Annotated in this window: 23 protein-coding genes; 21 read left to right on the top strand and 2 right to left on the bottom strand. The window is 70.3% G+C overall.

Going from position 1 to position 23,149, the window contains the following annotated elements; genetic code table 11:
- The first annotated feature begins 14 nt into the window (after nt 1-14).
- From rpmI to argH, 18 genes are all read left to right on the top strand, one after another.
- A complete protein-coding gene (rpmI, locus tag IM767_RS18725) occupies nt 15-209 on the top strand; it encodes a 50S ribosomal protein L35 (RefSeq protein WP_045297246.1) in 195 nt (64 codons plus the stop codon).
- A gap of 32 nt (nt 210-241) precedes the next feature.
- A complete protein-coding gene (gene rplT, locus IM767_RS18720) occupies nt 242-625 on the top strand; it encodes a 50S ribosomal protein L20 (protein ID WP_109211834.1) in 384 nt (127 codons plus the stop codon).
- Nucleotides 626-767: 142 nt separating this feature from the next.
- Nucleotides 768-1,568 carry a TrmH family RNA methyltransferase gene (locus IM767_RS18715; protein WP_109211833.1) on the top strand — a complete coding sequence of 267 codons (801 nt, stop codon included), beginning with the start codon at nt 768-770 and terminating at the stop codon, nt 1,566-1,568.
- 90 nt (nt 1,569-1,658) lie between these two features.
- Nucleotides 1,659-2,456: an amino acid ABC transporter ATP-binding protein gene (locus tag IM767_RS18710; protein WP_109211876.1), complete on the top strand. Its 798-nt coding sequence runs from the start codon at nt 1,659-1,661 to the stop codon at nt 2,454-2,456.
- Nucleotides 2,457-2,533: 77 nt separating this feature from the next.
- Nucleotides 2,534-3,403 carry a glutamate ABC transporter substrate-binding protein gene (locus IM767_RS18705; RefSeq protein WP_109211832.1) on the top strand — a complete coding sequence of 290 codons (870 nt, stop codon included), beginning with the start codon at nt 2,534-2,536 and terminating at the stop codon, nt 3,401-3,403.
- An 81-nt stretch (nt 3,404-3,484) separates the two neighbouring features.
- Nucleotides 3,485-4,132: an amino acid ABC transporter permease gene (locus tag IM767_RS18700; RefSeq protein ID WP_109211831.1), complete on the top strand. Its 648-nt coding sequence runs from the start codon at nt 3,485-3,487 to the stop codon at nt 4,130-4,132.
- The gene (locus tag IM767_RS18695) at nt 4,129-5,079 is read left to right on the top strand and encodes an amino acid ABC transporter permease (protein WP_109211830.1); all 951 of its coding nucleotides are present in this window, start codon (nt 4,129-4,131) and stop codon (nt 5,077-5,079) included. The genes IM767_RS18700 and IM767_RS18695 overlap by 4 nt, the downstream gene beginning before the upstream one ends.
- A gap of 73 nt (nt 5,080-5,152) precedes the next feature.
- A complete protein-coding gene (pheS, locus tag IM767_RS18690; protein ID WP_109211829.1) occupies nt 5,153-6,202 on the top strand; it encodes a phenylalanine--tRNA ligase subunit alpha in 1,050 nt (349 codons plus the stop codon).
- Complete coding sequence (gene pheT, locus IM767_RS18685; RefSeq protein WP_109211828.1) at nt 6,202-8,739, top strand: phenylalanine--tRNA ligase subunit beta; 2,538 nt, start codon at nt 6,202-6,204, stop codon at nt 8,737-8,739. The genes pheS and pheT overlap by 1 nt, the downstream gene beginning before the upstream one ends.
- Before the next feature lie 69 nt (nt 8,740-8,808).
- Entirely contained in the window at nt 8,809-9,789 is a 981-nt protein-coding gene (locus IM767_RS18680; protein ID WP_109211827.1) for an NAD-dependent epimerase/dehydratase family protein, read from the top strand.
- Nucleotides 9,790-9,914: 125 nt separating this feature from the next.
- A complete protein-coding gene (locus tag IM767_RS18675) occupies nt 9,915-10,889 on the top strand; it encodes a hypothetical protein (protein ID WP_109211826.1) in 975 nt (324 codons plus the stop codon).
- A gap of 289 nt (nt 10,890-11,178) precedes the next feature.
- Nucleotides 11,179-12,225, top strand: coding sequence for an N-acetyl-gamma-glutamyl-phosphate reductase (gene argC, locus IM767_RS18670; RefSeq protein ID WP_109211825.1), 1,047 nt, complete (start codon nt 11,179-11,181; stop codon nt 12,223-12,225).
- Nucleotides 12,226-12,274: 49 nt separating this feature from the next.
- Entirely contained in the window at nt 12,275-13,432 is a 1,158-nt protein-coding gene (gene argJ / locus IM767_RS18665; protein ID WP_109211824.1) for a bifunctional glutamate N-acetyltransferase/amino-acid acetyltransferase ArgJ, read from the top strand.
- On the top strand, nt 13,429-14,328 hold the full coding sequence (argB, locus tag IM767_RS18660) for an acetylglutamate kinase (protein ID WP_109211823.1): 900 nt from the start codon (nt 13,429-13,431) through the stop codon (nt 14,326-14,328). Before argJ ends, argB begins: the two co-directional genes overlap by 4 nt.
- Nucleotides 14,325-15,557 carry an acetylornithine transaminase gene (locus IM767_RS18655; RefSeq protein ID WP_109211822.1) on the top strand — a complete coding sequence of 411 codons (1,233 nt, stop codon included), beginning with the start codon at nt 14,325-14,327 and terminating at the stop codon, nt 15,555-15,557. Before argB ends, IM767_RS18655 begins: the two co-directional genes overlap by 4 nt.
- Entirely contained in the window at nt 15,554-16,477 is a 924-nt protein-coding gene (gene argF / locus IM767_RS18650; RefSeq protein WP_109211821.1) for an ornithine carbamoyltransferase, read from the top strand. Before IM767_RS18655 ends, argF begins: the two co-directional genes overlap by 4 nt.
- A 19-nt stretch (nt 16,478-16,496) precedes the next feature.
- Nucleotides 16,497-17,615: a heparan-alpha-glucosaminide N-acetyltransferase domain-containing protein gene (locus IM767_RS18645; RefSeq protein ID WP_239453462.1), complete on the top strand. Its 1,119-nt coding sequence runs from the start codon at nt 16,497-16,499 to the stop codon at nt 17,613-17,615.
- A gap of 73 nt (nt 17,616-17,688) precedes the next feature.
- A complete protein-coding gene (gene argH / locus IM767_RS18640; RefSeq protein ID WP_109211820.1) occupies nt 17,689-19,119 on the top strand; it encodes an argininosuccinate lyase in 1,431 nt (476 codons plus the stop codon).
- Between the two features lie 36 nt (nt 19,120-19,155).
- Here the strand turns inward: argH and IM767_RS18635 are convergent, their stop codons facing one another.
- Together IM767_RS18635 and IM767_RS18630 are read right to left on the bottom strand one after the other, a co-directional pair.
- Entirely contained in the window at nt 19,156-19,752 is a 597-nt protein-coding gene (locus tag IM767_RS18635; RefSeq protein WP_109211819.1) for a hypothetical protein, read from the bottom strand.
- A 4-nt stretch (nt 19,753-19,756) separates the two neighbouring features.
- Nucleotides 19,757-20,356 carry a sigma-70 RNA polymerase sigma factor region 4 domain-containing protein gene (locus IM767_RS18630; protein WP_109211818.1) on the bottom strand — a complete coding sequence of 200 codons (600 nt, stop codon included), beginning with the start codon at nt 20,354-20,356 and terminating at the stop codon, nt 19,757-19,759.
- A gap of 261 nt (nt 20,357-20,617) precedes the next feature.
- On the opposite strand from IM767_RS18630, the gene tyrS reads away from it, so the two are divergent.
- From tyrS to IM767_RS18615, 3 genes are all read left to right on the top strand, one after another.
- Nucleotides 20,618-21,919, top strand: coding sequence for a tyrosine--tRNA ligase (gene tyrS, locus IM767_RS18625; protein ID WP_109211817.1), 1,302 nt, complete (start codon nt 20,618-20,620; stop codon nt 21,917-21,919).
- Between the two features lie 39 nt (nt 21,920-21,958).
- Nucleotides 21,959-22,774, top strand: coding sequence for a DUF4184 family protein (locus tag IM767_RS18620; RefSeq protein ID WP_109211816.1), 816 nt, complete (start codon nt 21,959-21,961; stop codon nt 22,772-22,774).
- A gap of 86 nt (nt 22,775-22,860) precedes the next feature.
- Nucleotides 22,861-23,037: a hypothetical protein gene (locus IM767_RS18615; protein WP_194398942.1), complete on the top strand. Its 177-nt coding sequence runs from the start codon at nt 22,861-22,863 to the stop codon at nt 23,035-23,037.
- Nucleotides 23,038-23,149 lie beyond the last annotated feature (112 nt).

The raw sequence follows: 23,149 nt of genomic DNA, 5'->3' as shown, positions 1-23,149 counted from the left end.
CGAAGGAAGAAGAGATGCCGAAGCAGAAGACCCACTCGGGCGCCAAGAAGCGCTTCAAGGTCACCGGCAGCGGGAAGCTCATGAAGCAGCAGGCGAACCTCCGCCACAACTTCGAGGGCAAGCCCAGCCGCCGTACCCGCCGCCTGTCGCAGGAGCAGGTGCTCGCCCCGGGCGACGCCAAGGTCGCGAAGAAGCTCCTCGGCCGCTGAGCGCGCCGACGCAAGTTAGGAACAGATAGAAAATGGCTAGAGTCAAGCGGGCCGTCAACGCCCACAAGAAGCGTCGCGTCATCCTCGAGCGCGCCTCGGGTTACCGTGGCCAGCGTTCGCGCCTGTACCGCAAGGCGAAGGAGCAGGTCACCCACTCGCTCGTCTACGCGTACCGCGACCGTCGCAAGCGCAAGGGCGACTTCCGCCGCCTGTGGATCCAGCGCATCAACGCCGCCGCTCGTCAGAACGGCATCACGTACAACCGCTTCATCCAGGGCCTCGGCCTCGCGGGTGTGCAGGTCGACCGCCGCATGCTCGCCGAGCTCGCGGTGAACGAGCCCAAGACGTTCGCGTCGCTCGTCCAGACCGCCAAGCAGGCGCTGCCCGAGAACGTCAACGCTCCGAAGAGCGCCTGACACCGGCATCCGTTCTCCCGAAAGGGCGTCCTCCGCACGGAGGGCGCCCGTTCGCCTTTCCTCGCCGAGGAGGCGAGCAGTCGTCGAGCGAGTGAGGTACGAGCGAGACGAAACGCGGATGCCGCGACCCTAGACTGATGCCGTGCTCGAGAACCCTCGCTCTCCGCGTGTCCGCGCCGTCGCGAAGCTGACCAAGCGGAGCGCCCGTCAGGAGACGGGGCTGTTCCTGCTGGAGGGGCCGCAGGCCGCGCGCGAGGCGCTCGCGTACCGGCCCGACACGCTCGTCGAGATCTTCGCCACCCCCACCGCCCTCGAGAAGCACACCGACGTGCGCGAGGCCGCGAAGGATGCCGGCCTCGAGGTCGTCTACACGACCGAGGCGGTGCTCGACGCGATGGCCGACACCGTCACGCCCCAGGGCATCGTCGCCGTGGCACGCCAGTCGCCGACGTCCGTCCGGGACGTGTTCGCCGCCTCGCCCCGCCTCGTGGCGATCTGCGAGGAGGTCCGCGATCCCGGCAACCTCGGCACCATCATCCGCGCCGCCGACGCGGCGGGCGCGGACGCGGTCATCCTCACCGGCCGCACCGTCGACCCGTACAACCCGAAAGTCGTGCGCGCCACGACCGGCTCGCTCTTCCACCTGCCCGTCGCGGTGGGGGTCGATCTCGCCACCGCGGTCGAGAAGGCGCACGCCGCCGGCGTGCGCGTGATCGCGGCCGACGTCGGCGGCGGAGACTTCCTCGCGTCGCGCGACCTCCTCGCCGAGCCGACGGCCTGGCTGTTCGGCAATGAGGCGCGAGGTCTCGAGCCGGAGGCGCTCGCCCTGGCGGACCTGTCGCTGCGGCTGCCCATCTTCGGCGCGGCGGAGTCGCTCAACCTGGCGACGGCGGCGAGCGTCTGCCTCTATGAGACCGCTTTCGCGCAGCGCGCGGCCGGTTGACGCCCGCCTCTATTCCAGAGCTGTTACGGATCGGTAAAGGCGCAGAGTTCCTATGGCCGTGTGTCGCCGCGCACCCCTAGGGTGATGATCATGGCGACACCTGATGCACCGGCAGCGGCGCCGCGCACTTCGAACATCAACGTCCGTCGGGGCGAGCCGCTCGTGGTCGTCGACCACGTCGACAAGCACTTCGGCGACCTCCATGTCCTGAGAGACATCAACACCGTGGTCAACCGCGGCGAGGTCGTGGTCGTGATCGGCCCCTCAGGGTCGGGGAAGTCGACGCTGTGCCGAGCGATCAACCGCCTCGAGACGATCGACTCGGGACGGATCACGATCGACGGCGACCCCCTCCCCGAAGAGGGCAAGGCGCTGGCCAAACTGCGCGCGGACGTCGGCATGGTCTTCCAGTCCTTCAACCTGTTCGCCCACAAGACGGTGCTCGAGAACGTCACGCTCGGCCCGATCCGCGTGCGTGGAATGAAGAAGAAAGACGCCGACGACAAGGCGATGCAGCTGCTGGACCGCGTCGGCGTGGCCAATCAGGCCAAGAAGATGCCCAACCAGCTGTCGGGCGGTCAGCAGCAGCGCGTGGCCATCGCCAGGTCGCTGGCGATGAACCCAAAGCTCATCCTGATGGACGAGCCGACGAGCGCGCTCGACCCCGAGATGATCAACGAGGTGCTCGACGTCATGGTCGGCCTCGCGCAGGAGGGCATGACGATGATCGTCGTGACCCACGAGATGGGCTTCGCCCGCAAGGCGGCCGACCGCGTGCTGTTCATGGCCGACGGCGCGATCGTCGAGGAGGCCACGCCCGACCAGTTCTTCACGAACCCGCAGAGCGACCGCGCGAAGGACTTCCTCTCCAAGATCCTCGAGCACTGAGAAACTCCCGCCGTTCCCAACGGCCGGGATCCCAGAGGACCGTCACGAGCGGTCCCCGCACAGCAAAGGACGAAGACATGAAGCGAATGCGACTTCCGCTGATCGCGCTGGCCGCCGCCGGTGCGCTCGCGCTGTCGGCGTGCGCCTCCGGCGACACGCCGGGTGGCGAGACCACGACGACGCCCGTGGCCGAGCCCACCTTCGAGGCAGGCACCACGATGGCCGACCTCGCCGAGGCCGGCACCATCACCATCGGCACCAAGTTCGACCAGCCGCTGTTCGGGCTGATGGGCCCCTCGGGCGTCCCGGAGGGCTTCGACGTCGAGATCGGCAAGATCATCGCGTCCGAGCTCGGCATCGCCGAGGAGGACATCGAGTGGAAGGAGGCCGTGTCGGCCAACCGCGAGCCGTTCATCCAGAACGGCGAGGTCGACATCGTCATCGCCACCTACACGATCAACGACAAGCGCAAGGAGGTCGTCTCCTTCGCAGGTCCGTACTACATGGCCGGCCAGTCGATCCTCGTCCTCGCCGACAACGACGACATCGAGAGCGAAGACGACCTCGTCGGCCAGCCGGTCTGCTCGGTGACGGGTTCGACCCCGGCCGCCAAGCTGGCCGAGATCGGGGCCGAGCCGGTGCTCACCGACACCTACTCGAACTGCCTCGAGCCGCTTCGCAACGGCCAGGTCGTCGCGGTGTCGACCGACAACGTGATCCTCGCCGGCCTCGCGGCTCAGAACGAGGGCGAGTTCAAGGTCGTCGGCGAGCCGTTCACCGAGGAGCCCTACGGAATCGGCCTCGCCCTCGAGGACACCGACTTCCGCATGTGGATCAACGACGTGCTCGAGAAGTCGTATGAGGACGGTCGTTACGAAGAGGCGTGGAACGCGACCGCCGGAACGGTGCTGCCGTTCGTCGAGCCGCCGACCCCCGACCGCTACTGATAGACGACGGATGCCTCGGGCCGGCGGCGCACGCCGGCCCGGGGCATCCGCCTCCGCCACCCCGTTCCTGAAAAGAGGCGTATGGAGCAGCTCTGGTCGCTGATGCCGACCTTCCTCGAAGGCTTCCGCGTCACGCTCATCCTCCTTGCGGTGTCGGGCGTGTGCGCCCTCGTGCTGGGCACGCTCATCGCGGCGATGCGCATCTCGCCCGTCGGGGCTCTCCGCGTCTTCGCCGCGTTCTGGACCGAGATCGCGCGAAACACGCCGCTGACGCTCGTCTTCATCTTCACGGCCTTCGTGCTGCCCATGCTGGGCCTGCGGATGCCGTACATCATCCTGGCCTTCATCGCCCTCACGTATTACACCTCGCCCTTCGTAGCAGAGGCGCTGCGATCGGGGATCAACGGCGTGCCCGTCGGGCAGGCGGAGGCCGCGCGAAGCATCGGTCTCGGATTCGGGCAGACGGTTTCGCTCGTCGTCCTCCCACAGGCGTTCCGCATGACGATTCCGCCGCTCATCAACGTCTTCATCGCACTCACGAAGAACACCTCGGTGGCGGGCGGTTTCTTCGTGGTCGAACTGTTCGCGACGACCAGGCAGCTGGCGAATGACAACGGGAACATCGTGATCCAGATCCTCCTGACGGCAGCTGTGCTCTACCTCGTCGTCACGGTGCCGCTCGGCTTCGCTGCCGGGCAGCTCGAGAAGCGCTGGGTGGTGAAGCGATGAGTGGGTCGAGTGTCCTCTTCGACGCCCCCGGACCGCGGGCGCGCCGGCTGTCGCTGATCTTCTCGGTGGTCTCGGTCCTTGTGATCCTCGCGGGCGCGGCGTGGATCGTGATGACCCTCGCGGCGCCTCGGGAATCGGGCGGCATCACGCTGCCCGGCATGTTCGACCCGAGCCGGTGGGACATCTTCGCCGACCCCACCGTGTGGGCGTCGATCGGCCGCGGTGTCGTGGCCACGCTGCAGGCGGCCGCCGTCGCCGCGGTCGGGGCGATCGCGCTCGGCATCCTGCTGTCGCTGCTGCGCAGCTCGCTCATCCCGTGGGTGCGGATCCCGACGGCCTGGGTGATCGAGTTCTTCCGCGGCATGCCCGTCCTGTTGATGATGCTGTTCATCCTGCTCGTGGCGTCGACGGGCGCCTTCTGGGCGGTCGTGATCGCGCTGGTGCTCTACAACGGCACGCTGATCGGCGAGATCCTCCGCGCCGGCCTTGCTGCACTTCCCCGTGGCCAGCGCGAGGCTGCGCTCAGCGTGGGCATGCGCGAGTTCCAGTCGAAGATGCTGGTGGAATTCCCTCAGGCGTTCCGGCAGATGCTGCCGATCATCGTCGCCCAGCTCGTGGTGCTCCTCAAGGACACGTCACTCGGATACATCGTCGGCTACAACGAGATCATCCGGAACAACATCAACAACCTCGGCAGCTTCTACGGCAACCGCTATCTGTTCTCGCTGTTCGTGGTGACGCTCGTGATCTACCTCGTCATCAACCTCGCGTTGTCGTGGTTCGCTCGCTGGCTCGCCCGGCGCACCGCCAGCGGCGGGCGGCGACGCGGCAAGGGCGTCGACCCGATGAATCCGGCGGCGCTCCTCGAAGCCGAGGCGCGCGCAGACGTGGCGGAGCGCTCGGCGGCCAATCGCGGACTCGGCCAGTACGACGGAACGTCGCACTGACGAGAACGCGCACGGCGGGTGAGCCCGTCAACCGGACCGGAGGCGTCGCCGCCCGTCGGTAGACTCGTCTCTCGTGTCCGACGCTCCCGAAACCACCGAGATCACGCCCGAGGCGGTGAACGCCGCCGTCGACGCCGCCCTCGAGGCCGTCGCCGGCGCGGCCGACACCGCGGCGCTCAAGGCCGCACGTTCCGCGCACTCCGCCGAGGGCTCGCCGCTGGCGAAGCTCAACGCACGCCTGCGCGATGTGCCCAACGAGAAGAAGGCCGAGTTCGGCAAGCTCGTCGGCCAGGCTCGCGGACGCGTCAACCAGGCCTTCGCGGCGCGTGAGCAGGAGCTCGCCGAGGCCGAGACCGCGGCCCGCCTCGAGGCCGAGCGCGTGGACGTCACCGCCCTGGCGGCCCGCGCACGCGTGGGGGCGCGGCATCCGATCTCCCTCCTGCAGGAGCAGGTCGCCGACATCTTCGTCGGCATGGGATGGGAGATCGCCGAAGGCCCCGAGCTCGAGCACGAGTGGTTCAACTTCGACGCGCTCAACTTCGACGTCGACCACCCCGCGCGTCAGATGCAGGACACGTTCTTCGTCGACCCGGTGGAGCGCCACCTCGTGATGCGCACACACACCAGTCCGGTCCAGGTGCGCTCCATGCTCGAGCGCGACCTGCCGCTCTACGTGCTGTGCCCGGGCCGGGTGTACCGCACCGACGAGTACGACGCCACGCACCTGCCGGTCTTCACGCAGTTCGAGGGCATCGTCGTCGACAAGGGCATCACTATGGCGCACCTCAAGGGCACGCTCGACCACGCCGCCAAGGTGCTGTTCGGCGCCGAGGCCAAGACGCGGTTCCGCGCCAACTTCTTCCCCTTCACCGAACCCTCCGCGGAGCTGGACCTGTGGCACCCGACGTTCAAGGGCGGCGCGCGATGGATCGAGTGGGGCGGCTGCGGGATGATCAATCCCAACGTGCTGCGTGCGGCGGGGATCGACCCTGAGGAGTACTCGGGCTTCGCGTTCGGGATGGGGATCGAGCGGACGCTCATGTTCCGCAGCGACGTCCAGGACATGCGCGACATGGCCGAGGGCGATGTCCGCTTCAGCGAGCAGTTCGGAATGGTGGTCTGATGCGCGTCCCGCTCTCATGGCTTCGTGAGTACGTCGACGTCCCGGCGGATGCCTCGCCCGAGGACGTCCTCGCGGCGCTCGTGCGCGTCGGCTTCGAAGAGGAGGACGTGCACCGCTTCGACCTCCAGGGGCCGATCGTGGTCGGCGAGGTGCTCGAGTTCGTCGAGGAGCCGCAGTCCAACGGCAAGACGATCCGCTGGTGCCAGGTACGCGTCGCGCCCGAGGGCGAGACGGCGGCCGACGGCGGCGACGCCGTCCACGGCATCGTCTGCGGCGCCCGCAACTTCTTCGCCGGCGACAAGGTCGTGGTGAGCCTTCCCGGCTCGGTGCTGCCCGGGCCGTTCCCCATCGCCGCGCGCAAGACCTACGGCCACGTGTCGGACGGCATGATCGCGTCCGCCCGCGAGCTGGGCCTGGGCGAGGAGCACAGCGGCATCCTGCGTCTGGTCGAGCTCGGCATCGACGCTCCGGTCGGCACCGACGCGATCGAGCTCCTCGGCCTCGACGACGTGGCCGTCGAGATCAACGTCACCCCCGACCGCGGCTACGCGCTGTCGATCCGCGGTGTCGCGCGCGAGTACTCGCACTCGACCGGCGCGACCTTCCGCGACCCGGCGGATCGTCCGTGGGAAGAGCTCGCCCCGGGCTCCGGCTTCTCGGTGAGCGCCGATGACGTCGCGCCGATCCGCGGGCGCGCCGGCGTCACCGAGTTCGTCGCGCGCGTCGTCCGCGATGTCGACCCGACCAAGCCCACGCCCGCCTGGATGATCGCGCGCCTGTCGCTGGCCGGCATCCGCTCCCTCGGCATCCTGATCGACATCACGAACTACGTGATGCTCGAACTCGGCCAGCCGATCCACGGCTACGACCTCGACAAGCTGCAGGGCGGCATCACCGTCCGCCGGGCGACGGCGGGGGAGAAGCTCGAGACGCTCGACGGCAAGGTCCGCACGCTCGACGCAGAGGATCTCCTCATCACGGACGAGTCCGGCCCCATCGGCCTGGCCGGCGTCATGGGCGGCGGCACCACCGAGATGGGCGACGCGACCCGCAACGTGCTCATCGAGGCCGCCACCTTCGACACGGTGTCGATCGCGCGCACGGCGCGCCGGCACAAGCTCCCGAGCGAGGCATCCCGTCGCTTCGAGCGCGGCGTCGACCCGCTCGTGCCGTTCGTCGCCGCGCGCCGCGTCGCCGACCTCATGGTCGAGTATGCCGGCGGCACGAGCGACGACGAGTACGGTGCGGCACTCTTCGCCGAGGTGTTCATCCCCGGGATCGAACTGCCGCCGACGTTCGTCCAGCACCTGATCGGCGTGGACTACACGCCGGGGCAGATCGAGGCCGCGCTGCGGCTCATCGGCTGCGAGGTCGTCGAGGCAGAGGACGACGCGGCCGGCTGGCAGGTCATCCCGCCGTCGTGGCGTCCCGACCTCACCGACAAGTGGACGCTCGCCGAGGAGGTCGCCCGCATCGAGGGCTACGACCGCATCCCCTCGGTGCTTCCACTGCCGCCGTCGGGCCGCGGCCTCACTCCGCTCCAGCAGGGGCGCCGTCGCGTGGCGAACGCGCTCGCGGCCGCCGGCTACGTCGAGACGCCGTCGTTCGGCTTCACCACCGAGGAGCAGAACGACCTCCACGGCTCGGCGTCCGGCGAGCACCTCCCGAGCGTGAAGCTCGCGAACGCGCTCGACGGCCAGTCGCCGTTCCTGCGGCGCTCGCTCGTGCCAGGCCTCCTGCAGGTCGCGCACCGCAACGTCTCACGCGGCTTCACCGATCTGTCGCTCTTCGAGAGCGGGGTCGTGTTCCTCCCCGAGCCCGGTGTGCAGTACGGCACCCCGCACGTGCCGCCGCTGGCGGTGCGCCCGGATGCCGCCACCCTCGCCGAGCTCGACGCCTCGATCCCGCCGCAGCGGCGCCACCTCGCGGTGCTGCTCACCGGCAGCCTCGTCGCGAAGCAGCCCGGCACCGCCGCGGTGACCGCGGAGCTGTCCGACGCCCTCGACGCGATCCGCACGGTCGCCGCCGCTGCCGGCGTCGTCATCGACGTGGCGCAGGGCGAGCGCGCGGCGCTGCACCCGGGACGCACCGGTGTGCTCTCGGTCGCCGGCACCGAGGTCGGCTACGTCGGCGAGCTGCTGCCCGCGGTGGCCGAGGCATCCGATCTTCCCGGTCGTGTGATCGTCGCCGAGCTGGATCTCGATCTCGTGCTCTCGCTCGCGGGCGAGAAGGTCGTCGCGGCCTCGCTGTCGGGCTTCCCGACCGCGACGCAGGACGTGTCGCTGGTCCTCGGGGCCGATGTGCCCGCCGCCGACGTGCGTGCCGCGCTCATCGAGGGAACCGGGCCGCTCCTCGAGTCCCTGCGGCTCGTCGACGACTACCGCGGCCACGGCGTTCCCGCAGGGGAGAAGAGCCTCACGTTCGCGCTGCGCTTCCGGGCGCCCGACCGCACGCTCACGGCCGCCGAGGCGACCGAGGCCAAGCTCGCGGGCGTGGCCGTCGCGGCCGAGCGCTTCGGCGCGACGCTGCGCGAGTAGGTTCGCCCGGTCACTCTGCCGGAGGCGGAGACGGATGCCGCCGCCCGGCGCGTCTGGTTGGGTGTACCCATGACCGACGTACTGGTGCTGGGCGGAACGGGCTGGCTGAGCGGGCGCATCGCGGAGCGGTGGGCGGATGCCGCGGCATCCGTCACGTGTCTCGCGCGGGGTGGCAGGCAGGCTCCGTACGGGACGTCGCTCGTCGTGGGCGACCGGAACGATCCCGACGCGTTTGACGAGGTCGCGCGCAGGGACTGGGACGAGGTCGTCGACATCTCGTCGAACCCGGTGCACGTCGCGGCGGCCGTGGACGCGCTGTCGGCGCGCGCCAAGCACTGGACCTACCTCTCCACGGTCTCGGTCTACGCGTCGAACGACGAGCCGGGCGCCGACGAGTCGGCGGAGCTCCTCGCACCGGCGGGCCCCGACGAGGACGAGGAGTACGGTCAGGCGAAGGTCAGGGCCGAGGCATCCGTCCGCGCGGCGCTCGGCCACCGAGCGGCCGTGGTGCGTCCGGGACTCATCGTGGGTCCCGGCGACCCCACCGACCGGTTCGGGTACTGGGTGGGCCGCTTCGCTCTCGCGGCGGACGCCGACGTGCTGGCTCCCGACGCGAACGGCCGCGGCGCCCAGGTGATCGACGTCGACGATCTCGCCGACTTCGTCCAGGCGATCGGGCGGGAGCGCTGGACCGGCGTCGTCAACGCCGTGGGCGACCCGATCGGCCTCGACCGGCTGTTCGCCGACGCCCGTGAGACCGCCGGGCACACCGGTGCGGTCGTCCCGGCCGCCGACGCGTGGCTGGAGGAGCACGACGTCGCGTACTGGATGGGCCCGCGCTCGCTCCCGCTGTGGCTCCCCGCGGGCATGCCGGGGTTCTGGACCCGCTCGAACGCGGCGTACCGGCTGCTCGGCGGCCGGCTTCGGCCGCTCCGCGACACCCTCGAGCGGACCCTGGCCGACGAGCGCGAACGCGGTCTCGACCGCGACCGCCGCGCCGGCCTGAGCCGCGCCGACGAGCTCCAGCTGCTGCACGAGCTCCAGGTGTGACAACCGTGGATTTCAAGTAGCGCACTTCGCATCTCCGACCGCCGAAATCCGGCAAAGTGCGCGATTCGAAACCCCGGCTGTGGATAAGCAGCAACGCTGCGGACGCATCGTGACACCGTGGCGGGATGGAGCCTCGAGAGCCGCTGCCCGCCGACCTTCCGGATGACTTCCCGGTCTGGCTCGCTCGCGCGAACGGCGTGACACGCGCCCGGCTGCGCCGGCGGGACCTCGACGCACCGTTCTTCGGCGTGCGAGTTCGTGCGCGGGCGTCGGAGCCCATCGGCACCGACGACCCTTACGCGCGGCAGCGCGCCCTCCTCGTCGCGCGTGCCCGGCAGTATGCGCCGCGGCTGCATACCGGCCACTTCTTCAGCCACGAGACCGCTGCTGCCGTGTGGGGAGCACCGCTGCCGTTGCAACTGACGCCCCACGGAGCAGTCGCCGCTTCGGTGGATCTCGACCTCCACGTCTCCGCGCTCGGCCATGTTCCTTTCCCTCGCGCGACGGGTGTCAAGGGGCACAGGACGCTGCTGCGCATGACCGAGGTCAGTGAGCACGAAGGTCTGCGCGTGTCATCGCCTGCGGCGACGTGGGTTTCGCTCGGGACCCTCCCGCTGTTCGACCTCGTTGCGCTGGGTGACTTCTGCTGTCGACGATGGCGGAGTGGCCGCGGTCGCCCGCACGTCGGAAGGCCACCTTTGGCGACGATCGAGGACCTCGAGCGGATGCTGGCTGCCGGCCGTCGTCGTGGCGCCGAACGGCTTCGAACAGCTCTTGCCCTGATCCGCGAGGATTCCTGGTCGCCGCGGGAATCGCACGTTCGCTGTGCGCTGGTGATGGCGGGTCTGCCCGATCCGGAACTGAACATCGACGTGTTCGACGACCGCGGGCGATTCGTCGGATGCGTGGACCTCGCGTATCCGCAACAGAGAGTGGCGATCGAGTACCTGGGTATGCTGCACGGCGAGCAGTGGGCTCAGGACGTCGAGCGACTCGCGGCGCTGCGCGCGGCGGGGTGGACCGTCATTGAGGTGACCTCCCCGCTCCTCAAACGGCCGGACGAGCTGGTTGCGCGCGTCCGGGCGGCTCTGCACGCCTAACGGGTCGTTCGAATCGCGCACTTTGCAGGTCTCGGCCCTTGGGAGCTGCAAAGTGCGCGATTCGAAACCCGCGCTCGATTTGCGGATGCCGCGGACCGGCGGCTATCGTCGGCGCATGCCTTCGGCGACCCAGGGACTCCCGACGCTCCTTCCGAGCGCCGCTCCCGCGCGCCGACGCCGTCTGGGCGAGCGCCGACTCTAGGCGACCCCGTACGCCGTCCTGTCATGGACGTCTGCGAGCGGGCGTCGCCGCCTGTAGCCCCCGCACCCAGACTCTAAGGTGGAATCCATGACATATTCGGTCGCCGTCTCCGGCGCATCCGGCTATGCGGGCGGCGAGATCCTGCGGATCCTCGCCGCGCATCCCGACGTCGAGATCCGCACCGTGACCGCGCACTCCAACGCGGGACAGCCGCTCATCCAGCACCAGCCGCACCTGCGCTCGCTCGCGCATCTGACCCTCTCCGAGACGTCTCCCGAGGTGCTCGCCGGTCACGACATCGTCTTCCTCGCGCTGCCCCACGGGCAGTCCGGGCAGTACACCGACGCGCTCGGCGACACGCCCCTCGTCATCGATGCGGGGGCCGACCACCGGCTCACGACCGAGGCCGACTGGGACCGCTTCTACGGCGGGGACTTCCACGAGCCGTGGGCGTACGGCGTGCCGGAGCTTCCCGTCGCGGGTGCCAAGCAGCGCGAGCGGCTCGTCGGCGCCTCGCGCATCGCTGCTCCCGGCTGCAACGCCTCGACGGTCTCGCTGTCGCTCGCTCCGGGCGTGGCCGCCGGCGTCATCGACTCGGCCGACATCGTGACGGTGCTGGCCGTCGGCCCCTCGGGCGCCGGCAAGAGCCTCAAGACGAACCTCCTCGCGAGCGAGGTCCTGGGCACCGCCAACCCGTATGCGGTCGGCGGCACCCATCGCCACATCCCCGAGATCGCCCAGGCGCTGCGGGGCGCCGGAGCGGAGGGAAAGATCGGCATCTCGTTCACCCCGGTGCTGGTGCCGATGGCGCGGGGCATCCTCGCCACCTCCACCGCACCCATCGCCCCCGGCGCGACCGACGAGCAGATCCGCGCCGCGTGGGAGACCGCGTACGGCGACGAGACGTTCGTGCAGCTGCTGCCCGCGGGCCAGTTCCCGCGCACCGCCGACGTCGTCGGAGCCAACACGGCGCTGATGGGCCTTGCGATCGACCGCGACGCGAACCGCGTGATCGTGGTCACCGCGGTCGACAACCTCGTCAAGGGCACGGCCGGAGCGGCCGTGCAGTCCATGAACATCGCGCTGGGCCTCGCCGAGGGCACCGCGCTGTCTGTGAACGGGGTCGCTCCATGACCGCCTTCTGCACGTATCCCGACAACGGAAGTCAAAGGAGAGTCGCGTCGTGAGCGTCACCGCGCCCCAGGGATTCGAGGCGGCAGGCGTCGCCGTCGGCCTCAAATCGACCGGCAAGCCCGACGTCGCCGTGGTGGTCAACCGCGGACCGCTCAAGGTCGGGGCTGCGGTCTTCACGAGCAACCGCGCGAAGGCCAACCCGATCCTGTGGTCGCAGGAGGTCATCCGCGACGGCGTGGTCGAGGCGATCGTCCTCAATTCGGGCGGCGCCAACTGCTTCACCGGCTCGTTCGGCTTCCAGACCACCCACCAGACCGCTGAGAAGGCGGGGGAGCTGCTGGGGATCAGCGCCGGCGACATCCTGGTCTGCTCGACGGGGCTCATCGGCACCGGCGACGAGGCGTTCCGGGCGAAGGTGCTGGCCGGCACCGAGCAGGGCATCGCCGAGCTCTCGGCAGACGGCGGCGAGGCGGCATCCCTCGCCATCATGACGACGGACTCGCGACCCAAGCGCTCCGTCGTGAGCGGTGACGGCTGGTCGATCGGCGGCATGGCGAAGGGCGCCGGGATGCTGGCACCCGGCCTGGCGACGATGCTGGTCGTGATCACGACCGACGCCGTCCTCGACTCCGCCCAGGCCGACGCGGCACTGCGCTCCGCCACCGGCCGCACGTTCGACCGGCTCGACTCGGACGGCTGCATGTCGACCAACGACCAGGTCACGCTCATGGTGAGCGGCGCCTCCGGCGTCACGCCGGATCCCGACGCGTTCGCGGCGGCGCTCGCGGAGGTCTGCCAGGACCTCGCGAAGCAGCTGCAGGGCGACGCCGAGGGCGCGAGTCACGACATCTCGATCGAGGTGATCAACGCCGCGTCGGAGGCCGAGGCCGTCGAGGTCGGCCGCTCGGTCGCGCGCAACAACCTCTTCAAGGCCGCCATCTTCGGCAACGATCCCAACTGGGGCCGCGTGCTGGCGGCGATCGGCACGACCGGGGCCGCGTTCGATCCCTACGACGTCGATGTGTGGATGAACGGCGTGCGGGTCTGCTCCAAGGGCGGTCCCGATGCGCCGCGCGAGGACGTCGACCTGACGCCGCGCGCCACCGACCTCGTCATCGACCTCAAGGTTGGCGCGGCGACGGCGACGATCCTCACCAACGACCTCACCCACGACTACGTCCACGAGAACAGCGCGTACTCCTCATGACCGACCTGCAAGAGACCGATCCCGACGAAGCCAGCGCCCGCGCGGTGACACTGATCGAGTCGCTGCCGTGGCTCAAGCGCTTCCGCGACCAGATCGTCGTCGTCAAGTACGGCGGCAACGCCATGGTGTCGGAAGAGCTGCAGGATGCCTTCGCCGCCGACATCGCCTACCTCCGCTACGTCGGGGTCAAGCCCGTCGTGGTGCACGGCGGAGGCCCGCAGATCTCGTCGATGCTCGACCGTCTCGCGATCCCGAGCGAGTTCAAGGGCGGTTACCGCGTCACCTCGACCGAGGCGATCTCGGTGGTGCGCATGGTGCTGACCGGGCAGATCAATCCGCAGCTCGTTTCGAAGATCAACGCTCACGGTCCGGTCGCGACCGGACTCAGCGGCGAGGATGCCGGCCTCTTCGGCGGCCGCCGAAGAGGCGTCGTGATCGAGGGCGTCGAGCATGACCTCGGGCGCGTCGGCGATGTCGTCCAGGTCGATCCGCAGCCCGTGCTCGACCAGGTCGAGGCCGGCCGCATCCCGGTCGTCTCGAGCATCGCGCCCGACCTCGACCATCCCGGGCACTCGCTGAACGTGAACGCGGATGCCGCGGCATCCGCTCTCGCCGTCGCGCTGGGCGCCGCGAAGCTCGTAGTCCTCACCGACGTCGCGGGGCTCTACGCCGACTGGCCCAACCGCGACTCGCTCGTGTCGCACCTGACCTCGACGGAGCTGAAGGCGATGCTGCCCACGCTCGAGTCGGGCATGATCCCGAAGATGGCGGCGTGCCTCGAGGCCGTCGAGGGCGGCGTCGAGACCGCGGCCATCATCGACGGACGGGTGCCGCACTCGGTGCTCGTGGAGATCTTCACCAGCAAGGGAATCGGAACAGAGGTGGTGCTCGGATGACGTGGCAGGACGATGCGGGGCGCGACCTCGTCAAGAGCTTCGGTGCTCGCATGCAGATGTTCGTGCGGGGGGAGGGCTCGTACCTCTGGGACGCCGACGGCAAGCGCTACCTCGACTTTCTCGCGGGGATCGCGGTCGACTCGCTCGGCCACGCGCACCCGGTGTTCGTCGACGCGATCTCGACGCAGGCGGCGACCCTGTCGCACGTGTCGAACTACTTCGCCACGCCGCCGCAGCTCGCGCTGGCGGCGACGCTGAAGCGACTGGCCGGCACCGGAGACGGCGGACGCGTGTACTTCGGCAACTCCGGTGCCGAGGCGAACGAGGCCGCGTTCAAGCTCGCCCGCCTGCACGGCGGCACCGAGCGCCCGCGCATCCTGGCGCTCACCGACGCGTTCCACGGCCGCACCATGGGCACGCTCGCCCTCACCGGCAAGCCGTACATGCAGGAGCCGTTCCTCCCGATGACACCGGGCGTCGAGTTCATCGACTCCACCGTCGAGGCGCTCGAGGCGGCGATCGACGACCGGGTGGCTGCGCTCTTCGTCGAGCCCGTCAAGGGCGAGGCCGGCGTGCTGCCCCTTCCCGAGGGTTACCTCGCCGCTGCCCGCGAGATCACCGAGCGTCACGGCGCGCTCCTCATCATCGACGAGATCCAGACCGGCGCCGGCCGCACGGGGGAGTGGTTCGCCTTCCAGCACGAGGGCATCACCCCCGACGCGATCACCGTCGCGAAGGGAATCGGCGGCGGCTTCCCGATCGGCGCGCTCATCACGTTCGGCGCCGCGAGCGAGCTGTTCTACCCCGGCACGCACGGCTCGACCTTCGGCGGCAACGCCCTCGGGACGGCCGTCGCGGGTGCCGTCCTCGGTGAGATCGAGCGTGCGGACCTCGTCGGCAACGCCGCCGAGCGGGGTGCCCAGCTGAGCCAGGCGATCGAGGCGATCGACTCCGATCTCATCACCGGATGCCGCGGCTCGGGGCTTCTGATCGGCGTGGGGCTGCGGCATCCCGTCGCCAAGGCGCTGGTCGCCGCCGCGCAGGAGCACGGGCTCGTCATCAACGCGCCGAACGACGAGACGATCCGCCTCGTGCCCGCGCTGACGATCGGCGATGTCGAGATCGACGAGTTCATCGAGCTGTTCACCGCGTCGCTGCGGACGGTCGAAGACGCGCTGGTCCTCGATGCGCCGACGCAGCTCAGCACCAGCACGGAGGTTCCCGCATGACCCGCCACCTGCTGCGCGACGACGATCTGACGCAGGCCGAGCAGGACGAGATCCTCGATCTCGCGGTCGCGCTCAAGAAGGACCGCTGGAAGCTCAAGCCTCTCGAGGGGCCCCAGACGGTCGCGGTCATCTTCGACAAGTCGTCGACCCGCACGCGCGTCTCGTTCGCCGTCGGCATCGCCGACCTCGGCGGCTCGCCCCTCATCATCTCGACCGCGAACAGCCAGCTCGGCGGCAAGGAGACGCCGTCCGACACCGCGCGCGTGCTCGAGCGCCAGGTCGCCGCCATCGTGTGGCGCACCTACGCGCAGGCGGGCCTCGAGCAGATGGCGGAAGGCACGCGCGTGCCGGTCGTCAACGCGCTGAGCGACGACTTCCACCCCTGCCAGCTCCTCGCCGATCTGCTCACGATCAAGGAGCACAAGGGCGACCTGGCGGGTCTGACGCTCGCCTTCTTCGGCGACGGCAAGTCGAACATGGCGCACTCGTACGTGCTCGCCGGCGTCACCGCCGGCATGCACGTCCGGGTCGCATCGCCCGAGACGTACGCGCCGCGCGACGACGTGATCGCCGACGCGGACCGCCGCGCCGTCGAGACGGGCGGATCCGTCACGCTGTACACCGACCCCAACGAGGCGGCCGCCGGTGCCGACGTCATCGTCACCGACACGTGGGTGTCGATGGGCAAAGAGGAGGAGAAGCTCGAGCGCCTCCGCGACCTCGGCCAGTACAAGGTCACGCAGGAGCTCATGGGCCTGGCGCAGGACGACGCCATCTTCATCCACTGCCTCCCCGCTGACCGCGGCTACGAGGTCGACGCGGAGGTGATCGACGGCCCGCAGAGCGTCGTCTGGGACGAGGCCGAGAACCGGCTGCACGCCCAGAAGGCGCTGCTGGTCTGGCTGCTCCGTCAGGACTGAGCGCCGGACGGGCCCGCCGGTGACCTGGCTCGCGACGCGCTGGGAGCGCCTGAACGGACCCGCGCGCATCGGCGGGGTCGATCTCGCGCGCGGGCTGGCGGTGCTCGGGATGTTCGCCGCGCACCTGTTGTGGATCCGCGAATCCTTCGACCTGGCCGACCCGTCGACGTGGATCGCCGTCGTGTCGGGCCGCTCGTCGATCCTGTTCGCGACGCTCGCGGGGGTCTCGATCGGCCTGATGACGGGGGGACCGCGACCGCTTCCCCGTGATCGCATGGTCACGGCCCGGCGCCGGCTCGCCATCCGGGCCGGCCTGCTGTGGGTCATCGGCATCCTGCTGATCGCGACAGGTGTGCCCGTCTACGTGATCCTGCCGGCGTACGCGCTCATGTTCCTGCTGGCGCTGCCGCTCACGTCGCTGCCGGCGCGCGTGCTGCTGCCCCTGGCCGGCGCGCTCGCGCTCGTCCTGCCCTTCGTGCAGGTCGTGCTCGATGCACTGCCCGTGTGGAGCACCGCGACCGGCAACGCGCTGTCGCTCGCGATCGGCTGGCACTACCCGTTCACGACCTGGATCGCCTTCGTGATCGCGGGGCTCGGGGTCGCGCGAGCCGGAATCGGCCGCCTGCGGGTGCAGGTGTGGCTGGTCGCGGCGGGAGCGGCGCTCGCGATAGTCGGGTACGGGACGGATGCCGCGACCGGCGCCGACCAGATCGCCGAGAGAGCCTCGTACCTCGGCGCGCTGTGGACTGCCCGTCCGCACTCCACCGGGCTGCTCGAGGTGGTCGGCTCCGGCGGGTTCGCGCTCGCCGTGCTCGGCGCCTGCCTGCTCGCATGCCGCACGGTGCTCGTGTGGGCGGCATTGCCCGTGCGAGCCGTGGGGGCGATGCCGCTCTCCGCGTACACGCTGCAGCTCGTGGTCTGGGCCGCCATCGCCGCGTCGGAGCTCGACCGCGTCGGCGACCTGGCGGGCTTCCGCGCCCTCGAGCCCTTCTGGCCCCTCACGATCGCGATCATTCTGCTGTGCACGGCCTGGGCGCTGCTGGTCGGGCGCGGTCCGCTCGAGACCGTGCTCGATGCGGCGTCGCGCTTCGCGGTGCCCGACCGCGTCACCCTCCCGGACGGCCCACCCCTCAGGTGACGGATGCCGCACCCCCCCCGCGGCGGGTGTCACACCGGCGGTTCGCGCCGCGGGGCGTCGGTAGGCTGGACGGGTGAGTGAATCGAAGGGCGACGGCACCAACGAAGGCGCACTGTGGGGAGCCCGTTTCGCGACGGGGCCGTCCCCGGAGCTGGCCGAACTGAGCCGCTCCACCCACTTCGACTGGGATCTCGCACTGTACGACATCGCCGGCTCCCATGCCCACGCGAAGGCGCTCGCCGCCGCGGGGTATCTCACGGCCGACGAAGAACGCGCGATGCATGACGGCCTCGATGAGCTGGCACAGGGGGTCACCGACGGGACGCTGCTGCCCGCGGCATCCGACGAGGACGTCCACGGCGCGCTCGAGCAGGCGCTGATCGGCGTCGTCGGCCCGGAGCTCGGCGGCAAGCTGCGCGCCGGGCGCAGCCGCAACGACCAGATCGCGACGCTCGTCCGCATGTTTCTGCTCGACCACTCGCGCACCGTCGCACGCGAGATCCTGCGGCTCGTCGATGCGCTCGTCGCGCAGGCCGAGGCGCATCCCGACGCCATCATGCCCGGCCGCACCCACCTGCAGCACGCACAGCCTGTGCTTCTGGCGCACCACCTGCAGGCGCACGCGTGGCCTCTGGTCCGCGACCTCGAGCGGCTCCGCGACTGGTCGGCCCGGGCGGGCGTCTCGCCCTACGGCGGGGGCGCACTCGCCGGGTCGACGCTGGGGCTGGACCCGCAGCTGGTCGCCCGTGAGCTGGGCCTGGATCGGCCGGCCGAGAACTCGCTCGACGGGACCGCGGCGCGCGACGTCGTCGCCGAGTTCGCCTTCATCGCCGCGATGATCGGCATCGACGTGTCGCGGTTCGCCGAAGAGATCATCCTCTGGAACACGCGCGAATTCGGGTTCGTCACGCTCGACGACGGCTATTCCACCGGGTCGAGCATCATGCCGCAGAAGAAGAATCCCGACATCGCGGAGCTCGCCCGCGGCAAGGCGGGTCGCCTGATCGGCAACCTGACGGGCCTGCTCGCGACGCTCAAGGCGCTGCCGCTCGCCTACAACCGCGACCTGCAGGAGGACAAGGAGCCGGTCTTCGACTCGGTCCGCACGCTCGAGACCGTGCTGCCGGCGTTCGCCGGCATGGTGGCGACCATGCGGTTCCACACCGAGCGCATGGCGGCGCTTGCCCCGCAGGGCTTCTCGCTCGCGACCGACGTCGCCGAGTGGCTCGTCAAGCGAGGTGTTCCGTTCCGCGACGCGCACGAGATCTCGGGCCATCTGGTGCGGGTGTGCGAAGAGAACGGCATCGAGCTGCACGAGGTGTCGGACGAGCAGCTGGCGACGGTCTCGGCGCACCTCACCCCGGAGGTTCGCGAGGTGCTGAGCGTCGAGGGCTCGGTAGCGAGCCGCACGGGCGCCGGCGGCACCGCCCCGGTACGGGTCGCCGAGCAGCGCGCCGAGCTGATCGAGCGCGTGCAGGCGGCAGCGCACGCCCTCGGGCTGTAGGCGATCAGCCGCCTCGGACGATCACGCCGGAGCCGGTCACCAGATCGCGAGGCGCACGAGGCCTGCGACGATGCACGCCCACACCAGGCTGGCGAGGGTTCCGATGATGAAGCGCTCGCGGGCCTCCGCGGCCGCCAACTCGGAGAAGCGGCCGATGCCCTTGAGAGCCACGACGACCGCGATCGCCTCGGGGAAGCCCGCGATGATCCCGAGCGTCACCGCGAGCCGCTCGAGGTAGCCGATGGTGGTGCCGCCGCGCATCACTTCGCGCACCGCATCGTCGTCGCCGGCGACGCCCGGTGACGACGGCGCCCGCAGCAGGATGCCGCCGTTGTCGCCTTCCTCGACGCGGCCGTGACTGGCGATGTCGAGAACGCGCCGCGTGACGGGGTTCCCGCCCAGCACCGCCAGCGCGGTGCCGAGGAGTGCGATGGCGAGACCCACGAGCAGCGGGACGTTGAACGCGGACACGGTCACGACGATCAGGCAGAGCACGACCAGCACGCCGGCCACGATGAGCGGGATATCGGTCGGCTTGCGAAGGCTGATCACGACGAGCACGAGCGCCCCGCACAGCGCGAGGAACAGGAAGATCGAGAGCGCGGCGACGAGCAGCACGTCGGGGGAGACCATGGCGTCAGTCTGGCACGGCGGTCGCGTCGAGGCGGGCGAGCACGCGGGCGAGTGCGGGGGCCGCAGCCTCCTCCGTGCGAAGGCCCGCCGACTTCACCCTCATGCTGACCGCGCCCTCGGTGATCCCCAGCCGCGCGGCCGCTTCTCGCTGCGTGATCCCCTCCGCGAGGAGGTCGTACACCTCCCACCCCTCGGCGGTGCGTCGATCCCTCAGCTCGACGATGAGGCGGACGAGGGCCTCGGCGTCCTCACCGCCCTCGGGCGCGGTGATTGCCAGGCGCGTGGCCGCCTTCTTCGCCCGGTCCACGGCGTCGCGTGCGTTCACGAACGCGTCGCCGCGGCCCGCACGGACGCTGGCCGGCAGCGGGGACTCGACGGTGCCGACGCCGACGCCGACGCTCCACCGGCCTCCGCGGGTGAGATCGAGGACGATCGCGAGCAGCGCGTCCGCCTCGGCCACCGCCACCTGGACCTCATCGCCCGCCGTCCGCTCGGGAGGCAGCGCGAGCCCCGGCCCGGCGACCGCCTGTACCGCGTGCAGCGCCTCGGGCACGAGATCCGGGCTGGTGCGGCTGTCGCGCTGGTCGGCGGTGACGACGAACATGGCGGAAATCCTTATGCTGTGGGCTGAATCTCACAACAGTTTAGGCCTCAAGTGATAGCTGTGCAAGCCTGCAGGCTGAAGCACCACCAACATCAGCCTGTGTATTCAAGTGCTGTGATCTCTCGTCGTCGCAGCTGTCGCCCGCCACCAGCCGGGCCCGACGACACGCGGTCGCTGGCGGCGGCTGGCGGGGGTCGGGTCGGCAGCGGCAGGCCCGACGGCGGGCGGGTCGAGGCATCCGTCGCTGATAGCCTGGCACGCGTGTCAGAAACCGTCGTGAGCGCGACCGCGCCCGCGATCGACCCTTCGTTCGAGAACGTGTGGGACGAGATCGTGTGGCGTGGACTCGTGCATGTGTCCACCGATCAGGAGGCGCTGCGCGCCCTGCTCTCCGGGGACCCGATCACGTATTACTGCGGCTTCGACCCGACCGCACCGAGCCTGCACCTCGGCAATCTCGTGCAGCTGCTCACCATGCGGCGTCTCCAGCTCGCCGGCCACAAGCCCCTCGGCCTCGTCGGCGGGTCGACCGGTCTCATCGGCGACCCGCGCCCGTCTGCCGAGCGCACGCTCAACACGAAGGAGACGGTGGGCGAATGGGTCGGCTACCTGCGCTCGCAGGTCGAGCGGTTCCTGAGCTTCGAGGGTGACAACGCCGCGCGCATCGTCAACAACCTCGACTGGACCGCGCCGATGAGCGCGATCGACTTCCTGCGCGAGATCGGCAAGCACTACCGCGTGGGCACGATGCTCAAGAAGGACGCCGTCGCGGCGCGACTGAACTCCGAGGCGGGCATCAGCTACACCGAGTTCAGCTACCAGATCCTGCAGGGCATGGACTACCTGGAGCTGTACCGCCAGTACGGCTGCGTCCTGCAGACCGGCGGCAGTGACCAGTGGGGCAACCTGACCAGCGGCACCGACCTCATCCACCGGGTCGAGGGCACGCACGTCCACGCCATCGGCACCCCGCTGATCACCAACAGCGACGGCACCAAGTTCGGCAAGAGCGAGGGCAACGCGATCTGGCTCGATGCCGCGATGTGCAGCCCGTACCGGATGTACCAGTTCTGGCTGAACACCGACGACGCCGACGTGATCCCGCGCCTCAAGATCTTCACGTTCCTGACGCGCGCCGAGATCGAGGAGTACGAGCGCCTGGTCGCCCACGAGCCGTTCCGCCGCGCCGCGCAGAAGCGCCTCGCGCTCGAGGTCACGGCCTTCGTGCACGGGACGGATGCCGCAGCCGCCGTCATCGCCGCGTCCGAGGCCCTGTTCGGGCAGGGTGATCTGGCCGCGCTCGACGCGACCACGCTGCGCCACGCGCTGGAGGAGCTGCCCAACGCGTCGGTGGCCCGCGGGACGAACGTCGTGCAGGCACTCGTCGACACCGGCCTCGTCTCGAGCATGTCGGAGGGTCGCCGGGCGATCGCCCAGGGCGGCGTCTCGCTCGACGGCGCCAAGGTCGACGACGAGTCGGCGACCGTGTCAGGCGGACTGCCCGGCGGCGTATCCGTGCTCCGCCGCGGCAAGAAGACCTTGGCCGGCGTCTTCGTCGGCTGACCCGTGGGCAGCGCGGCGCCGCGGGCGGGGGAGTGACGGATGCCGTTCACTCCCAGCCACGCGGTCGTCGCGCTGCCATTCATCCGCACGCCGCTCGTGCCGGCGGCCATCGCGATCGGCGCGATGACCCCCGACCTGCCGCTGTTCGTGAGGGGACTGCCGCTGCACTACGGCATCACCCACACCTTCGCCTGGCTGCCGGTCACTATCGCGCTGGCGCTGGTGCTGCTGCTCGTGTGGCGCTGCGTGCTCCGGCCCGCGACGCGCGAGCTGGCTCCGCGTCGCCTCGCGGCGCGATTGCCGGCCGAGTGGGATGCCGGGGCCGCGGCGGCCCTCCGCGAGACCTTCGGGATTGATGCGGCCTCGCCGGCACGCCTGTCGTGGAGACGGATGTCGCTCCTCGTGCTGTCGCTCGCGCTCGGCGTCGTCAGCCACATCGTCTGGGACCTGTTCACCCACGAGGGCCGCTGGGGAACGACCGCGGTTCCCGGGCTCGAAGACGTGTGGGGACCTCTGCCGGGCTACAAGTGGCTGCAGCACGGCTCGAGCGTGATCGGACTCTCGATCATCGGGATCTGGATGCTCGTGTGGATCGCGCGACGCGAGGTCGGGGCATCCGTCATCCGCGTTCTGCCCGACCCGGTCCGCTGGGCCTGGTGGGCCTCGCTGCCGCTGGTGCTCGTGGGCGCATGGGTGTGGGGCCTCGCGGTGTACGGGGGGCTGGACGAGGAGTTCACGCCGGCCCACCTCGCGTATCGGGTGCTCCCGCCGGCGTGCGCGGTGTGGGGTGCGGCGACGATCGCCCTCTGCATAGCGGTGCAGGTGATGCGACAGCGCACGGCGGCGACACGCTGATGGTCGCATCGCGCGAACGATACGCCTGAAGCGAGGCTCCGACCAGGGTCTCTGCGGGTCGTCGCCCGCGGACGTACCGTGCGGACATGGACGTGGAACGCCCGGGCGCCGAGCGCTGGGTGCCCGAGCGCGCGCAGCTGGCGGAGCTGCGCGAGGCCGTTCAGGGATGCCGCGGCTGCGAGCTGTGGCGCACCGCGACCGCCGGCCTTGCCGCCGATCTGCGGGCGGCGGCAGAGGCGGCTCAGCGCGCGAGATCCGCGTGATTCCGCGGGTGGCGGGGTGCGACACGCCCGGGATGTGGGGCCGATTCGACGTCGGTGCGGGTTCGGCGTAATGTTCTTGTTGTTCGCCCCAAAGGGTAGAGCGGAAGGCCGG

Origin of the sequence: Microbacterium ureisolvens (genome assembly GCF_015278315.1) — a bacterium.
GTDB lineage: Bacteria > Actinomycetota > Actinomycetes > Actinomycetales > Microbacteriaceae > Microbacterium > Microbacterium ureisolvens.
This window is presented reverse-complemented; position numbering and strand designations above follow the sequence as displayed.

Coding starts and splice junctions, on each gene's coding strand:
- rpmI (WP_045297246.1), top strand. CDS start 15: ATGCCGAAGCAGAAGACCCACTCGGGCGCCAAGAAGCGCTTCAAGGTC.
- rplT (WP_109211834.1), top strand. CDS start 242: ATGGCTAGAGTCAAGCGGGCCGTCAACGCCCACAAGAAGCGTCGCGTC.
- IM767_RS18710 (WP_109211876.1), top strand. CDS start 1,659: ATGGCGACACCTGATGCACCGGCAGCGGCGCCGCGCACTTCGAACATC.
- IM767_RS18705 (WP_109211832.1), top strand. CDS start 2,534: ATGAAGCGAATGCGACTTCCGCTGATCGCGCTGGCCGCCGCCGGTGCG.
- IM767_RS18700 (WP_109211831.1), top strand. CDS start 3,485: ATGGAGCAGCTCTGGTCGCTGATGCCGACCTTCCTCGAAGGCTTCCGC.
- IM767_RS18695 (WP_109211830.1), top strand. CDS start 4,129: ATGAGTGGGTCGAGTGTCCTCTTCGACGCCCCCGGACCGCGGGCGCGC.
- pheT (WP_109211828.1), top strand. CDS start 6,202: ATGCGCGTCCCGCTCTCATGGCTTCGTGAGTACGTCGACGTCCCGGCG.
- IM767_RS18680 (WP_109211827.1), top strand. CDS start 8,809: ATGACCGACGTACTGGTGCTGGGCGGAACGGGCTGGCTGAGCGGGCGC.
- IM767_RS18675 (WP_109211826.1), top strand. CDS start 9,915: ATGGAGCCTCGAGAGCCGCTGCCCGCCGACCTTCCGGATGACTTCCCG.
- argC (WP_109211825.1), top strand. CDS start 11,179: ATGACATATTCGGTCGCCGTCTCCGGCGCATCCGGCTATGCGGGCGGC.
- argB (WP_109211823.1), top strand. CDS start 13,429: ATGACCGACCTGCAAGAGACCGATCCCGACGAAGCCAGCGCCCGCGCG.
- IM767_RS18655 (WP_109211822.1), top strand. CDS start 14,325: ATGACGTGGCAGGACGATGCGGGGCGCGACCTCGTCAAGAGCTTCGGT.
- argF (WP_109211821.1), top strand. CDS start 15,554: ATGACCCGCCACCTGCTGCGCGACGACGATCTGACGCAGGCCGAGCAG.
- IM767_RS18635 (WP_109211819.1), bottom strand. CDS start 19,752: ATGGTCTCCCCCGACGTGCTGCTCGTCGCCGCGCTCTCGATCTTCCTG.
- IM767_RS18630 (WP_109211818.1), bottom strand. CDS start 20,356: ATGTTCGTCGTCACCGCCGACCAGCGCGACAGCCGCACCAGCCCGGAT.
- IM767_RS18620 (WP_109211816.1), top strand. CDS start 21,959: ATGCCGTTCACTCCCAGCCACGCGGTCGTCGCGCTGCCATTCATCCGC.
- IM767_RS18615 (WP_194398942.1), top strand. CDS start 22,861: ATGGACGTGGAACGCCCGGGCGCCGAGCGCTGGGTGCCCGAGCGCGCG.